Annotated in this window: 17 protein-coding genes; 13 read left to right on the forward strand and 4 right to left on the reverse strand. The window is 62.3% G+C overall.

What is annotated here, in order from left to right:
* Positions 1-56: 56 nt before the first annotated feature.
* The 6 genes from modA to HBR94_RS23635 all read left to right on the forward strand — a co-directional run bounded on the left by modA (position 57) and on the right by HBR94_RS23635 (position 6,244).
* Positions 57-809, forward strand: a complete 753-nt coding sequence (gene modA, locus HBR94_RS23610; RefSeq protein ID WP_169990248.1) for a molybdate ABC transporter substrate-binding protein — start codon at positions 57-59, stop codon at positions 807-809.
* Entirely contained in the window at positions 810-1,490 is a 681-nt protein-coding gene (gene modB / locus HBR94_RS23615) for a molybdate ABC transporter permease subunit (protein ID WP_057440041.1), read from the forward strand. It abuts the gene before it with no gap.
* A gap of 5 nt (positions 1,491-1,495) precedes the next feature.
* A complete protein-coding gene (gene modC, locus HBR94_RS23620; RefSeq protein WP_170045659.1) occupies positions 1,496-2,575 on the forward strand; it encodes a molybdenum ABC transporter ATP-binding protein in 1,080 nt (359 codons plus the stop codon).
* A gap of 66 nt (positions 2,576-2,641) precedes the next feature.
* The gene (locus HBR94_RS23625; protein ID WP_057440040.1) at positions 2,642-3,679 is read left to right on the forward strand and encodes a DNA topoisomerase IB; all 1,038 of its coding nucleotides are present in this window, start codon (positions 2,642-2,644) and stop codon (positions 3,677-3,679) included.
* Between the two features lie 146 nt (positions 3,680-3,825).
* Positions 3,826-5,460, forward strand: a complete 1,635-nt coding sequence (locus tag HBR94_RS23630) for an ATP-binding cassette domain-containing protein (RefSeq protein ID WP_170045636.1) — start codon at positions 3,826-3,828, stop codon at positions 5,458-5,460.
* Between the two features lie 79 nt (positions 5,461-5,539).
* A complete protein-coding gene (locus HBR94_RS23635) occupies positions 5,540-6,244 on the forward strand; it encodes a YoaK family protein (protein WP_057440038.1) in 705 nt (234 codons plus the stop codon).
* Between the two features lie 136 nt (positions 6,245-6,380).
* Here HBR94_RS23635 and HBR94_RS23640 read toward each other — a convergent pair whose 3' ends face one another.
* The 4 genes from HBR94_RS23640 to HBR94_RS23655 all read right to left on the reverse strand — a co-directional run bounded on the left by HBR94_RS23640 (position 6,381) and on the right by HBR94_RS23655 (position 8,084).
* A complete protein-coding gene (locus HBR94_RS23640; RefSeq protein ID WP_057440037.1) occupies positions 6,381-6,734 on the reverse strand; it encodes a hypothetical protein in 354 nt (117 codons plus the stop codon).
* 39 nt (positions 6,735-6,773) lie between these two features.
* Entirely contained in the window at positions 6,774-7,085 is a 312-nt protein-coding gene (locus HBR94_RS23645) for an AzlD domain-containing protein (RefSeq protein ID WP_057440036.1), read from the reverse strand.
* Entirely contained in the window at positions 7,082-7,777 is a 696-nt protein-coding gene (locus HBR94_RS23650) for an AzlC family ABC transporter permease (RefSeq protein ID WP_057440118.1), read from the reverse strand. The genes HBR94_RS23645 and HBR94_RS23650 overlap by 4 nt, the downstream gene beginning before the upstream one ends.
* Positions 7,778-7,868: 91 nt before the next feature.
* Positions 7,869-8,084: a hypothetical protein gene (locus HBR94_RS23655; protein WP_003212603.1), complete on the reverse strand. Its 216-nt coding sequence runs from the start codon at positions 8,082-8,084 to the stop codon at positions 7,869-7,871.
* 175 nt (positions 8,085-8,259) lie between these two features.
* Here HBR94_RS23655 and HBR94_RS23660 point away from each other — a divergent pair, with 175 nt between their 5' ends.
* From HBR94_RS23660 to HBR94_RS23690, 7 genes are all read left to right on the forward strand, one after another.
* A complete protein-coding gene (locus HBR94_RS23660; protein WP_170045637.1) occupies positions 8,260-8,616 on the forward strand; it encodes a metalloregulator ArsR/SmtB family transcription factor in 357 nt (118 codons plus the stop codon).
* 18 nt (positions 8,617-8,634) lie between these two features.
* Positions 8,635-9,918: an arsenic transporter gene (locus HBR94_RS23665; RefSeq protein ID WP_170045638.1), complete on the forward strand. Its 1,284-nt coding sequence runs from the start codon at positions 8,635-8,637 to the stop codon at positions 9,916-9,918.
* Positions 9,919-9,930: 12 nt separating this feature from the next.
* Entirely contained in the window at positions 9,931-10,401 is a 471-nt protein-coding gene (locus tag HBR94_RS23670; protein WP_057959592.1) for an arsenate reductase ArsC, read from the forward strand.
* A 12-nt stretch (positions 10,402-10,413) separates the two neighbouring features.
* Positions 10,414-11,100 carry an arsenical resistance protein ArsH gene (gene arsH / locus HBR94_RS23675; protein WP_170045639.1) on the forward strand — a complete coding sequence of 229 codons (687 nt, stop codon included), beginning with the start codon at positions 10,414-10,416 and terminating at the stop codon, positions 11,098-11,100.
* Between the two features lie 52 nt (positions 11,101-11,152).
* Positions 11,153-11,980 carry an AraC family transcriptional regulator gene (locus tag HBR94_RS23680; RefSeq protein ID WP_170045640.1) on the forward strand — a complete coding sequence of 276 codons (828 nt, stop codon included), beginning with the start codon at positions 11,153-11,155 and terminating at the stop codon, positions 11,978-11,980.
* A gap of 45 nt (positions 11,981-12,025) precedes the next feature.
* Positions 12,026-12,637: a LysE family transporter gene (locus tag HBR94_RS23685; protein ID WP_170045641.1), complete on the forward strand. Its 612-nt coding sequence runs from the start codon at positions 12,026-12,028 to the stop codon at positions 12,635-12,637.
* 305 nt (positions 12,638-12,942) lie between these two features.
* Positions 12,943-13,227, forward strand: a complete 285-nt coding sequence (locus HBR94_RS23690; protein ID WP_143110443.1) for a hypothetical protein — start codon at positions 12,943-12,945, stop codon at positions 13,225-13,227.
* The last annotated feature ends 45 nt before the right edge of the window (positions 13,228-13,272 follow it).

Consider the following 13,272-nt stretch of genomic DNA (forward strand, 5'->3'; position numbering starts at 1 on the left):
ATACATAGCGATTACCTATAACAAGCCGCCACGTCGGCACCCCAAGGAGCTGCTGCATGATGATTCGCGCCCCAGGCCTGGCCACCCTGCTTGCCCTCTTCACCCTGGGCTCGGCCCACGCCGATGAAGTCCAGGTAGCCGTCGCCGCCAACTTCACCGCCCCTATACAGGCCATCGCCGCCGACTTCAAACAAGACACCGGGCACACCCTGGTCGCCGCCTACGGGGCTACCGGGCAGTTCTACGCCCAGATCAAGAACGGCGCGCCGTTTGAAGTATTTCTCAGTGCCGACGACAGCACCCCGCAAAAGCTCGAGAGCGAAGGCGACACCGTCAAGGGCTCGCGCTTCACCTATGCCGTCGGCACCCTGGCGCTGTGGTCGGCCAAGGAAGGTTATGTGGATGCCAAGGGCGATGTGCTGCAGAAAAACCAATACCAGCACCTGTCCATCGCCAACCCGAAAGCCGCCCCCTACGGCCTCGCAGCCACCCAGGTGCTGGCCAAGCTGGGCCTGACCGACCAGGTCAAGAGCAAGCTGGTCGAAGGCCAGAACATCACCCAGGCCTATCAGTTTGTGTCCACCGGCAATGCCGAGTTGGGCTTTGTCGCCTTGTCGCAGATCTATAAAGACGGCAAAGTCAGCAGCGGCTCGGCGTGGATCGTTCCTGGCCAGATGCATGACCCGATCAAACAGGACGCGGTGATCCTCAATAAAGGCAAGGACAACCCGGCCGCCAAGGCGCTGGTTGACTACCTCAAGGGGCCAAAAGCTGCCGCGATTATCAAATCCTACGGTTATCAACTGTAAATGCCCCTATCGAGTGCCGATTTTTCTGCGATCTGGTTGACCCTGAAACTGGCGTCGCTGACCACCGTGATTCTGCTGGTCATCGGCACTCCGATTGCCCTGTGGCTATCGCGCACCCGCTCCTGGTGGCGCGGCCCCATCGGCGCGATCGTGGCCCTGCCGCTGGTGCTGCCGCCCACGGTGATTGGCTTCTACCTGCTGCTGACCATGGGCCCCCATGGCTACCTCGGGCAGTTCACCCAATGGCTGGGCCTGGGCACCCTGACCTTCAGCTTCGCCGGCCTGGTGATTGGCTCGGTGATCTATTCCATGCCGTTTGTGGTGCAACCGTTGCAGAACGCGTTCTCGGCCATCGGCAGTCGCCCCCTGGAAGTCGCCGCCACCTTGCGGGCCAACCCCTGGGATACCTTTTTCACGGTGATCCTGCCCCTGGCCCGGCCCGGTTTTATCACCGCGTCAATCCTCGGTTTTGCCCATACCGTGGGTGAGTTTGGCGTGGTGCTGATGATCGGCGGCAATATTCCCGACAAGACCCGGGTGGTCTCGGTGCAGATCTACGATCACGTCGAAGCCATGGAATACGCCCAAGCCCACTGGCTGGCCGGGGCCATGGTGGTGTTTTCTTTCCTGGTGTTGCTGGCGCTCTACTCCAGCCGTAAAACCAAAGCGGGCTGGAGCTGATGTCGATGATCGAAGTGCGCCTGCAACTGCGGTATTCCGGGTTTGCCCTGGACGTGGACCTGAAGCTGCCGGGGCGTGGCGTCACCGCGCTCTACGGGCACTCCGGCTCGGGCAAGACCACCTGCCTGCGCTGCATTGCCGGGTTGGAGCGGGCCGGTGATGGGTTTGTGCAAATCAACGAGCAGGTCTGGCAAGACAGCCGTAACGGGGTGTTTGTACCGCCGCACAAACGTGCCCTCGGTTATGTATTCCAGGAGGCCAGCCTGTTTCCCCACCTGTCGGTGCTGGCCAACCTGGAGTTCGGCCTCAAGCGTATCCCCAAGGCCCAACGCCGTGTGGACATGGCCCAGGCCACGCAACTGCTGGGCATTGGCCACCTGCTGGATCGCCATCCCGAGCATTTGTCCGGCGGTGAGCGCCAACGTGTCGGCATCGCCCGCGCCCTGCTCACCAGCCCGCAATTGCTGCTGATGGACGAACCCCTGGCTGCCCTCGACAGCCAGCGCAAAGGCGAGATCCTGCCCTATCTGGAGCGCCTGCACGACCAACTGGAAATCCCGGTGCTGTACGTCAGCCATGCCCAGGATGAGGTGGCGCGCCTGGCCGATCACATTGTCCTGCTCAGCGAGGGCAAGGCCCTGGCCAGCGGCCCGATTGGCGAAACCCTGGCGCGGCTCGACCTGCCGCTGGCCCTGGGCGACGATGCCGGCGTGGTGATCAACGGCACGGTCAGCAGCCACGACGCCCACTACCAGTTGCTGACCCTGCAATTGCCCGACAGCCCATTGCAAATGCGCGTGGCCCATACACCGCTGGCGCCGGGCAAACACTTGCGGTTCAAGGTTCGCGCCCGGGATGTCAGCCTCAGCCTGCAACCCGGGGAGCACAGCAGTATTCTCAACTGCTTGCCCGTGACCGTGATCCAGGAGATCCCTGCCGATAACAGTGCCCATGTGCTGGTGCGGCTGGATGCTGCGGGCACGCCGTTGCTGGCGCGGATCACCCGTTACTCGCGGGACCAGTTGCACGTGCATCCAGGGCAGGCACTGTGGGCACAGATCAAGGCGGTCGCGGTACTGGCTTGAACGGACGGCGCAACGCTGCGGTCAATCAGCCATACCGGCCTGATTTATTGCCAAGGACTTTGCCCCATGCCCGACTCCACCGTGCCTGCCGACCTGCCCCGTGACCTGCACTACGTTGATGACAGCCAACCGGGCCTGAGCCGCCGCAAACTGCGGGGCAAGTTCCAGTATTTCGACAGCCACGGCCAACGCCTGACCGACGCCGACGAAATCCAGCGGATCAACGCCCTCGCCATCCCGCCGGCCTATACCGACGTGTGGATCTGCGCCGACCCCAAGGGCCATCTGCAGGCTACCGGGCGCGATGCGCGCGGCCGCAAGCAATACCGTTATCACCCACGCTGGCGCGAGGTGCGCGACAGTGACAAGTATTCGCGCCTGCAGCAGTTCGGCAATGCGCTGCCCAAATTGCGCAAGCAACTGCAAGCGCAAGTCGACGCACCGGGCTTCAATCGGGAGAAGGTCCTGGCCACCGTGGTGTTATTGCTCGATGCCACGCTGATCCGCGTCGGCAACAGCCAATACGCCCGCGATAACCGCTCCTATGGCCTGACCACCCTGCGCACCCGCCACGTGGATATCAAGGGCAGCGAAATCCAGTTCCAGTTCCGTGGCAAGAGCGGTGTCGAGCATCAGGTCAGCATCAAGGACCGGCGCCTGGCCACCGTGCTCAAGCGCTGCCTGGAGTTGCCGGGGCAGAACCTGTTCCAGTACCTGGACGAAAACGGCGAGCGGCGTACCGTCAGCTCCACCGACGTCAACGCCTACCTGCACAGCCTCACCGGCGCCGACTTTACCGCCAAGGACTATCGCACCTGGGCCGGCAGCGCCCTGGCCCTGGCGGTGTTGCGGGAGCTGGCGTGGCAGCCGGAGTCGGATGCCAAAAGGCACGTGGTGGAGATGGTCAAGAACGTCGCCCGGCAACTGGGCAACACCCCGGCGGTGTGCCGCAAGTGCTACATCCACCCGGCGGTGCTGGAGCACTTCAGCCAGGGCGGGCTGGCGAAACTGCCCAGGCCCAGGGTGCGCAAGGGCTTGAAAGCCGAAGAGGTGGGGCTGGCGATGTTTCTTGAGCAACTGCAGACGGCGGCATCACCGATGTAGGAAAAATGACGCAACTGCGCTAGGCTACCGGTCCTTTCCGACCGCAGGACGACCGCCGACGTGAACAACTAAGCCTTCCAACATGTAAACGCAACGAGCCGCCTGGCGCGCTTGTTGGCTTGTGCCACATTGTTCTGGAGGTGCTGATGACTGACGTCAACCGGCTGCCTGTACTTGTTTCCTTGCATCACGTGGGTTTTCAGTTCGCCAATGGCGAGATTCTGCTGGAAGACCTCAACCTGTCTATTGATTACACCCCTACCGGGATTGTCGGCCGTAATGGCATGGGCAAGAGCGTATTGGCGCGCCTGCTGGCAGGCGTGCTTGTTCCGTCCTGTGGCGTGATCAAATCATCGGCCCGTATCGCCTATGTCCCACAGACCATTGAGCTGTTACCGGGACAGACCGTGGCCCAGGCCAGCGGTTGCGCACAAACCCTGGCCGCCCTTGAACGCCTGGCCCGGGGTCAAGCGCAGGCTGCCGACCTGGAACTGATTGATGACCGCTGGGACCTGGCCGAACGCCTGCGCCAGGCACTGGACGCCGCTGGCCTGGCCGAGATCAGCCCCGACCAGCCCGCCGAACAACTCAGTGGCGGCCAACTGGCCAGGGTCGCGCTGATAGGTGCCTTACTTCGCGCCCCGCAATTGCTGATTCTCGACGAGCCCACCAACCACCTCGACAGCGCCGGTCGCGACTGGCTGCTGGCGACTCTCAACGCCTGGCGCGGCGCCCTGGTGGTGGTCAGTCATGACCGGCGCCTGCTCAACACCCTGGGGCGAATCATCGAGCTGTCGCCCCTCGGGGCCCGGCTCTACGGCGGCAACTACGACGACTACCGGGCGCAGCGCGATGCCCAGCAGCACGCCGCCCAGGCCGCCCTGGAACATGCCCGCCTGGATCGGCGCCGCGAGCGCCAGCGCCTGAAAAAAGACCTCGACAGCTTCCAGCGCCACGCCGCGAGCGCCCGTAAACATGCCGAGACCGCCAACGTCGATGCCTTCACCAAATCCCGCTGGAAAGGCGCCGCCAACGAAATCGTCAGCAACGTGCGCAGCGCCCATGTGCAACACAAACAGGTGTTGAACGAACGCGTGCGCTCGGCCCATGAACGGGTGGTGGACGAAACACCGACCTTCCTCGCCTTGCCCGGCACCCTCCTGCCTGCTGGCCGCCAAGTGCTAACCCTGACCGACTGCCAACTGCCCTGGCTCGCTCCCCACGCGCCGAGCACCTTTATCAACGCAAGCCTGTGTGGGCCAATACGGGTCGCAGTCCACGGGCCCAATGGTTGCGGCAAGTCCACCCTGCTCAAGCTGCTGGCCGGCCAATGGCAACCGGTCAGCGGCACCTGCACGGTGCACGTACCCTGTGCCTATCTCGATCAACAGTTGACGCTGCTCGATGACCGGCAGTCGATCGTCGAACAACTCAAACTGATGGACACGCCCCTGGCCGAAGCCGAGCTGCGCACCCGCCTGGCCCTGTTGCAACTGGACGCATTGCGCGTAACCCAACCCATCAGCCAGCTCAGTGGCGGCGAGCGGTTGAAGGCCGCCATGGCGATTGCCTTATGGCGCAAGACCCCGGCGCAATTGCTGCTGCTGGACGAGCCCACCAACCATTTGGACCTGGAGTCGGTAATGGCCTTCGAACAGGCTTTGCAAGGGTTTAGCGGCGCGCTGATTGCGGTCTCCCATGACGCGGCATTTCTGCAGGCACTCAAGCCGACTCACGTCCTGACCTGGGACGCCATGGGCTGGCGCTTGGAGGTGAACTGAAGATGTTCCAAGTCATTGCAGTTCAGAGGAAAGCGTCCTACGGTAGTGGCCGGATAATCTCATTGAGGAACCTCTCGCCGTGCTGCCCTCCTCCCCGAAACCCTTGGTCAATACCGTCCTGCAGCACCAGCACAAATGGCGCGGGCGCATTGGCCTGGCGCTGGTGGCCAGCCTCTCGGTACTGGCCGGCATGACTGACGCCATTGGCTTTATGGCCAGTGGCGATTTTGTCTCGTTCATGAGCGGCAACACCACGCGGCTGGCGGTGGCGATCAGTGAAGGCGACCTGGGGCTGACCGGACGTCTGACGCTGCTGGTGGCGACGTTTATTCTGGGGAACGCCCTGGGTGTGATCATCAGCCGGATCAGCAAGCGCCACGCGTTACCGCTGTTGCTGTGTATTGCCACGCTGTTGTGCGGGGCAGCAGCGTGGCCGCTGGCCGAACAACTGCCCGCCGTGCTGGCCGCGATCATTGCCATGGGCATGCTCAATGCGGCGGTGGAACAGGTCAATGGCCTGCCTGTGGGGCTGACTTACGTGACCGGCGCGCTGTCGCGGTTCGGTCGGGGGCTGGGGCGCTGGATGCTGGGGGAGCGTCGCGATGGCTGGCGCGTACAGTTGATTCCCTGGGCCGGGATGTTTGTCGGCGCGGTGATCGGCGCTTTGCTGGAGCATCAGATGGGCATTCGCGCCCTGCTGGTCAGCGGCCTGCTGTCGGCGCTACTGGGCCTGCTGTCGCTGAAGATTCCACGGCGTTGGCACTTGGGTTATATGCCACGCTGAAAAGGTGCCCGCCCAACACAAGGCCTCGACGTCCATGTACTGGTAAAGAGCCATGATGTTGGGCGAGCGCGAGAATATTAAGGCAAAGCCGGCGGTGTGTCCGCCGGGCATTTCTGAAGAAATCTAAGGAAACAAACTACAGACAGGTCGCCAAGGCCGCCAGGCGACGCTTGGCAGCGAAATTATCTTCGGCTGCGTAGTAACTGACGGTGGTGCTGGCGCCGGCACTGCGCACATCGACAAAGTAGTCACCGCCCGTGGTGTAGACCGTATGACCACCGCCTTGCGCCGGCTCCATAAAGCCTCCGGCATCAACGCCGAACACCGCTTCGTCCTGCCAACCGAACTGGATGCACTGGGCAACGACCAGCGCGGCCTTGTCAGAGGCCAGGGTTTTATAGGGCGCGCCTGCGCGTGCGTCTTTCATCTTCGAACCTGCGCAACCGGCCAGCGCCGCCAGGACCAACGCACCTATCACCACCTTCCGCATGCCATCGCTTCCTTGAAAAAAACGCGACTGTACCACTGCCTACAACAACCAGCGAAACAGATAGAACAGCGCCATGCTTGATAGCACCGTGGTCAAGACGCTGCGCGTCCAGAACATCAAGGCCACCGCGCAGATACCGGCCAGCAGGTAGGGGTTGGTGGGGCTCAGGTTGAGCTTGTGCTCGGCCAGGAAAATGATCGGCCCGCAGATCGCCGTCAACATGCCGGGCACCGCAAAACCGAGAAACTCCCGGGCGCCGCGATTCAGGCGAACCGGCAAGCGCGGCTCAAGAAACAGATAACGGTTGAAAAACACCGCCAGGCCCATGCCGATAATCATCACAAAAATCATCGCTGCCCCACTCCCAAGCGCTTGCAGGCATAGCCTGCACTCATGCCCAACAACCCCGAGACCACCACCGCCGACTCCCAGTGCCAGTAGCTGAGCAGTACCGAAAACAGCAGGGCCACCGCCACACACACCACCGTCGGCACATCACGCACCACCGGGGTGATCAAGGCGATAAAGGTCGCGGCGATGGAGAACTCCAGGCCCAGTTGATCGAGGTTGGGGATGCTCTTGCCGAGCACGATGCCGGCCAGGGTGAACAGGTTCCAGGCCACGTAGAACGTCAGGCCCACGCCCAGGGCATACCAGCGGTTGAAGGTCTGGCGGTCGTATTGGCTGACCAGGGCAAAGAACTCGTCGGTCAGCAAAAAGCCCAGGCTCATGCGCCACCGCGCCGGCAAGGGCGACAGGGTGCTGCGCATATGCATGCCATACAGCAGATGCTGAGAGGTCAGCAGCAAGGTGGTGAGCAAAATGGCGATCAGGCTCGCGCCGCTCTTGACCATGCCAATCGCCACCAACTGCGCCGCACCGGCAAACACAATGGCCGACAGGCCCTGGCTTTCCAACGGGGTGAACTGGGCGTCAATCGCCAGGGAACCGGCCAACAGGCCCCATGGGGCACAGGCCAGCGACAGGGGAATAATCGCAATCGCGCCACGGGCGAAAGCGTAATGCGGTAAGGCAGTAGGCATGGACAACAGGCTCATCGGCAAACAGCCCGTAAGCATGCCTGCCAGCGCAGCGATTGTCTTGAATGATCTTGCGCGCGGCTAAGCCGCCGAATCAGGCCAGCTTGACCGACACCCGCTCCACCGCATCCCTGGCCTCACGCAGTTCGTGGGCATCCTGGTTGAGCCGGTGGATGGTGTTGAGCAGGCGCTGGCGCAGCACTTCATCGCTGAGTTTTTCGACAGCGCGCATCAAATCGAAGGCCGCGGTTTCGTTGTTGTCCGCGACGGAATCGAGGGTCTTGCGCAGGTTGCGAGTGGCACGGGTCACACGGTTACTTCCTTTTTCATCAATGGCGGGCACTTTAGGACAGTTGTGTTTCATTTTAATTTCAGTCACTTGCCGGCAATCCCCAGACCCTTGACCTGGATCAACGGGATATTCGTTGCACACTACATATGGATATCCGTATATTCGAATCCTCATATGTTTAGTGGCGCCGATCATGAGCGATCCGTTCTCCCCCCCAGACGTTTTTAAATGCCTGGCCGATGCGACACGCATCAGGCTGATCTTGTTGATCCTGCGCGAAGGCGAGCTGTGCGTCTGCGAGCTGATCCATGCCCTGGATGACAGCCAGCCAAAAATTTCCCGTCACCTGGCACAACTGCGCAGTTGCGCGCTGCTGGTAGACCGTCGCCAGGGCCAGTGGATTTACTACCGCCTCAACCCCCAGTTGCCGCAATGGGTGAACACGGTGCTGGAGACCACCTTGCAAGCCAATCAAGCCTGGCTGCAAAGCGACGCACAGCGCCTGGCTGCAATGGGTGACCGACCGCAACGCGCCAGCACCTGCTGCTGACCCCTGGAGAACACGTTTATGCTGATCGCCTTCGCGATATTTCTCGTCACCATTGTCTTGGTCATCTGGCAACCCAAAGGCCTGGGGGTTGGCTGGAGCGCATCCATAGGCGCGATCCTGGCCCTGGCTTGCGGTGTCATCAGCCTGGCGGATATCCCCGTGGTGTGGCAGATCATCTGGAATGCCACCGGCACCTTCGTCGCCCTGATCATCATCAGCCTGATCCTCGACGAGGCCGGCTTCTTCGCCTGGGCCGCGCTGCATGTCGCGCGCTGGGGGCGCGGCCGTGGCCGCCGGCTGTTCGCCTATATGGTGCTGCTGGGGGCGCTGGTCTCGGCACTGTTCGCCAATGACGGTGCGGCCCTGATCCTGACACCGATTGTCATGTCGATGCTTCTGGCCCTGCGCTTCTCACCCGCCGCCACCCTGGCCTTCGTGATGGGCGCAGGGTTTATCGCCGACACCGCCAGCCTGCCGCTGGTGGTCTCCAACCTGGTGAATATCGTTTCGGCGGACTACTTCAACATCGGCTTCAACCAGTACGCGGCAGTGATGGTGCCAGTCAACCTGGTCAGCGTCGCCGCTACCCTGGCCGTGCTGCTGTGGTTCTTCCGTCGTGACATCCCGCACAGTTATGACCCCGCCGACCTGCCTGAACCGGCCAGTGCCATTCATGACCCGGCAACTTTCCACGCGGCCTGGTGGGTGCTGGGCATCCTGCTGGTCGGCTGCTTTGCCCTCGAACCCCTGGGTATTCCCATCAGCGCCATCTCGGCCGCCTGCGCCCTGCTCCTGCTGGTGATCGCCGCCAAAGGCCACAAGATTTCCACACGCAAGGTGCTCAAGGAAGCGCCCTGGCAGATCGTGATTTTCTCCCTGGGCATGTACCTGGTGGTCTACGGCCTGCGCAACGCCGGACTGACCACCTACCTCGCCACCTGGCTCAACACCTTCGCCGATTACGGCGTGTGGGGCGCGGCCCTGGGCACCGGGCTGCTGACGGCGCTGCTGTCTTCGGTGATGAACAACCTGCCGACGGTGCTGATCGGCGCGCTGTCCATCGAGGCCAGCCATGCCGTGGGCGTGGTCAAGGAGGCGATGATCTACGCCAACGTGATCGGCAGCGACCTGGGCCCGAAGATCACCCCGATCGGCAGCCTGGCGACGTTGCTCTGGCTGCATATCCTGGCGCGCAAGGGCATCCATATTACGTGGGGGTACTACTTCAAGGTCGGCATCGTCCTGACCTTGCCGGTGCTATTGCTTACCCTGGCGGCGCTGGCCCTGCGCCTGAGTGTTTAACGGAGAATTGTCATGAAAGTCCTGTTCATCTGCACCGCCAACAGCTGCCGCAGTATCCTCAGCGAAGCCCTGTTCAACCACCTGGCCCCGCCAGGGTTCCATGCCATCAGCGCCGGGAGCTTTCCCAAGGGCCAGGTCCTGCCACGCAGCCTGAGTACATTGCAGGCCGCGGGCATCAGCACCGACGGTTTGTACAGCAAGGGCAACGAGGCCTTTGCAGACAGCCCACCCGACATTGTGATCAGCGTGTGCGACAAAGCCGCCCAGGAAGCCTGCCCGGTGTACTTTGGCCCGGCAATCAAGGCGCATTGGGGGCTTGAGGACCCGTCGGACCTACACGGCGACGAGGCGCAGATTGACGCCGCCTTCCAGGCCACCTTGCAGATCATCGAAACCCGTTGCCGGGCGCTGTTCGACCTCCCGTTCAGCCGCCTCGATGCGGCACAGATCAAGGCTGAGCTGGATCGTATTGGCTTGTTATAAGCGGAGAATGTCATGACCACCCTGCCCAACCTCGACCTCACATTGAGCACCCCACTTCACGCTGACACCGAACAACGGCCACGGATTCTCCTGCTCTATGGTTCCAACCGTACGCGCTCTTTCAGCCGACTCCTGGTGGAAGAAGCGGCGCGAGTGCTTCAGCATCTAGGCGCCGAGACACGGATCTTCAACCCCGCCGGCCTGCCAATGCCGGACGATGCTCCAAACGACCACCCCAAGGTCCAGGAACTACTGGCCTTGATGCAATGGTCCGAAGGCCAGGTGTGGTGCTCACCGGAACGGCACGGCTCGATGTCAGCAGTGTTCAAGGCGCAAATCGACTGGGTACCCCTGGCACTGGGTGCCATCCGCCCAACCCAGGGCAAGACCCTGGCGGTGATGCAAGTCTGCGGCGGCTCGCAGTCTTTCAACACTGTCAACCAACTGCGCGTCCTGGGGCGCTGGATGCGTATGCTGACCATCCCCAACCAGTCATCTGTGCCCAAGGCCTTCATGGAGTTCGACGATCAGGACCGGATGAAACCTTCAGCCCTTTATGATCGCGTGGTGGATGTCATGGAAGAGTTGGTCAAGTTCACCCTGCTGGTGCGTGAGCATCCGGAACTGGTGCAGCGCTATTCTGAGCGCAAGGAAGATGCTCAAGCGCTGTCTGACCGGGTCAATCAACGGTCGATCTGAACGCAGGTAAACGCGTATGCTTTGCTGCACCCGATGCCACTGAGCCCACCCCATGAGTTCCCTGCACCACGCCTGGCTGGGCCCTTACGAAATCAGCAGCACCACCTGCACCGGCCTGACCTTTGCCCGGCATAGTCACGACGAGTGCGTGATTGGCGTCAACCTGGTCGGCGCCGAGCAGGTGTGGCTGGACCGGCGCACCTTTGAGGCCGGGCCGGGCAGTATCACCCTGTACAACCCCGGCCAGATTCAGGGCGGCGGCGCGGCCGAGGGGGCACCCTGGCACTTTGTCAGCCTGTACGCCGGGGCCGATCGCCTGGCCGCCGACATTGGGCTGGCGCACCTGGAGTTCGATCGTGCGCTGTGCTTTGCCCCGGAACTGGCGGCGCAACTGGCCCAGGCCGCCAAGGGCGCATTAAGCGCCGACCCACTGGTTTGCGGGCTGAGTGAAGACGCCCTGGTGTTGCTGCTGGGCGAAGTGGTCAGGCTCAGTGGTGTGCGCTTGCCCAGTAGCGCCAGCGGCGGGTCGTGGATGGTGGCCCAGGCTCAGGAACTACTCGCTGCGCAGTTACATCAAGGCGTGGCACTGGATACCCTGGGCGACGAGTTGGGCCTGTCGAAATTCCACGTCCTGCGCACCTTCCAGAAAGAAACCGGCCTGAGCCCCCGGCAGTGGGCCATGCAGTTGCGTACCCGCCGAGCAAAAGGCCTGCTGCGCAGCGGCCTGAGCGCCGCTGAAGTCGCCCATGAAGTGGGTTTTGCCGACCAGAGCCACCTCAACCGGCACTTCCGTGCGGCGTATGGCATTACCCCTGGCCGTTATCAGAGCGCAATCCGGTCCAATACAACTCAGCGCCCGCAGCAGCAAACTGACCTGTAGCAGCCGACGTGTCGGCGAAGGTGCGTGATTGATTTTGGGGGGGTGATGCTGACAATCTTTTTTTCCGCGCTGGTCTTCGGCTTTGTATTTTGCCTGTCCCCTGGCGCAGTGCTGGCAGAGACCCTGCGTCGCGGCCTGCTGCATGGGTTCACCCCGGCATTGCTGGTGCAGGTCGGGTCGCTGGTGGGCGATGCGACCTGGGCGGTGATCGGCCTGATCGGCATGGCCCTGCTGATCCAGCACGACGCGGTACGCGTGCCCCTGACCGCCGTTTGCGCGCTGTACCTGGCCTGGCTCGGTCTGCGCAGCCTGCTGGATGCCTGGCACCTGCCACAACCCGACAGCGCCCCGGCCAGCACCGGGCGCAACGCGCTGATGGTCGGCGCAACCCTCTCCTTGGCCAACCCGAAGAACATTGTGTACTGGGGCGCCCTGGGCAGTGCCCTGGCAGGCATCGTCGGCACCACCCCGAGTCACGGTCAGACCCTGATGTTTTTCGCCGGTTTTATGCTGGCGTCGATCCTGTCGTGTTTTCTGATTGCGGGCTTGGTGAATGTCTTGCGAAAGAACGCCTCGCCAACTTGGCAGCGAATCAGCCATGGCGCCTGCGGCCTGGTATTGATGTATCTGGCGTTATTGGCCGCCTACAGTGTATGAACTTATATATAACGCCAATCTGAATGAAGTCTGAACAAGCGCCCAAACAAGTTCATTATTGATTGACATCCCCTACCTGCCTGAGTAGATTGCCCGTGCCTGCAACTCGGGCCTTATTTCAACCTCACAAAAGAAGCCAATGGACACAGTATCTAGTCGCTGTCCGCTCCCCGTGAATACAGGGGGCGGACGCCAAACCCAGAGTAAAGACGGGACTCGCCTTCCAGGCCGGGTAAGCTGCGCTAGAGCTTGATGCTCCAACGTAACTGCCTTGAGCCGGCGCCAGTCCGGTCCCGAGGTGTGTTATGAATTTCCAGACCCTTGTTCTACCTGATGTACGCACGCTGGCTTCAGCCCTGCGTGCCGCGCCGTGCCGTGTTTCCCGGGGCGTTGCCCCCGCGCGCATGGCCCTCGCCTGCCCCTCCCCGCGTATCAGCCCGGTGCACCTGCGTGCTCACTGGCGCCTGTGCCCCACCACCGGCCACCTGGTCCAGCAATGGGACCATGCCGACCCTCAAGATCCACAGAGACGGAACGTTTCCAGCCTGCCTGTTCACGTGCGCCTGTTGTTGAGCGCGCACGCGGCATAAGCCGACTGGAAACAGCAACTTCCTGATAGTTGGTCAATTAATTAA

It is taken from the genome of Pseudomonas sp. WS 5412, from assembly GCF_012985615.1.
Classification (GTDB): Bacteria; Pseudomonadota; Gammaproteobacteria; order Pseudomonadales; family Pseudomonadaceae; genus Aquipseudomonas; species Aquipseudomonas shahriarae.

Coding starts and splice junctions, on each gene's coding strand:
- HBR94_RS23680 (WP_170045640.1), top strand. CDS start 11,153: ATGAGTTCCCTGCACCACGCCTGGCTGGGCCCTTACGAAATCAGCAGC.
- HBR94_RS23670 (WP_057959592.1), top strand. CDS start 9,931: ATGAAAGTCCTGTTCATCTGCACCGCCAACAGCTGCCGCAGTATCCTC.
- modA (WP_169990248.1), top strand. CDS start 57: ATGATGATTCGCGCCCCAGGCCTGGCCACCCTGCTTGCCCTCTTCACC.
- HBR94_RS23660 (WP_170045637.1), top strand. CDS start 8,260: ATGAGCGATCCGTTCTCCCCCCCAGACGTTTTTAAATGCCTGGCCGAT.
- HBR94_RS23645 (WP_057440036.1), bottom strand. CDS start 7,085: ATGATTTTTGTGATGATTATCGGCATGGGCCTGGCGGTGTTTTTCAAC.
- modB (WP_057440041.1), top strand. CDS start 810: ATGCCCCTATCGAGTGCCGATTTTTCTGCGATCTGGTTGACCCTGAAA.
- HBR94_RS23650 (WP_057440118.1), bottom strand. CDS start 7,777: ATGCCTACTGCCTTACCGCATTACGCTTTCGCCCGTGGCGCGATTGCG.
- HBR94_RS23690 (WP_143110443.1), top strand. CDS start 12,943: ATGAATTTCCAGACCCTTGTTCTACCTGATGTACGCACGCTGGCTTCA.
- HBR94_RS23625 (WP_057440040.1), top strand. CDS start 2,642: ATGCCCGACTCCACCGTGCCTGCCGACCTGCCCCGTGACCTGCACTAC.
- HBR94_RS23640 (WP_057440037.1), bottom strand. CDS start 6,734: ATGCGGAAGGTGGTGATAGGTGCGTTGGTCCTGGCGGCGCTGGCCGGT.
- HBR94_RS23665 (WP_170045638.1), top strand. CDS start 8,635: ATGCTGATCGCCTTCGCGATATTTCTCGTCACCATTGTCTTGGTCATC.
- arsH (WP_170045639.1), top strand. CDS start 10,414: ATGACCACCCTGCCCAACCTCGACCTCACATTGAGCACCCCACTTCAC.
- modC (WP_170045659.1), top strand. CDS start 1,496: ATGATCGAAGTGCGCCTGCAACTGCGGTATTCCGGGTTTGCCCTGGAC.
- HBR94_RS23685 (WP_170045641.1), top strand. CDS start 12,026: ATGCTGACAATCTTTTTTTCCGCGCTGGTCTTCGGCTTTGTATTTTGC.
- HBR94_RS23630 (WP_170045636.1), top strand. CDS start 3,826: ATGACTGACGTCAACCGGCTGCCTGTACTTGTTTCCTTGCATCACGTG.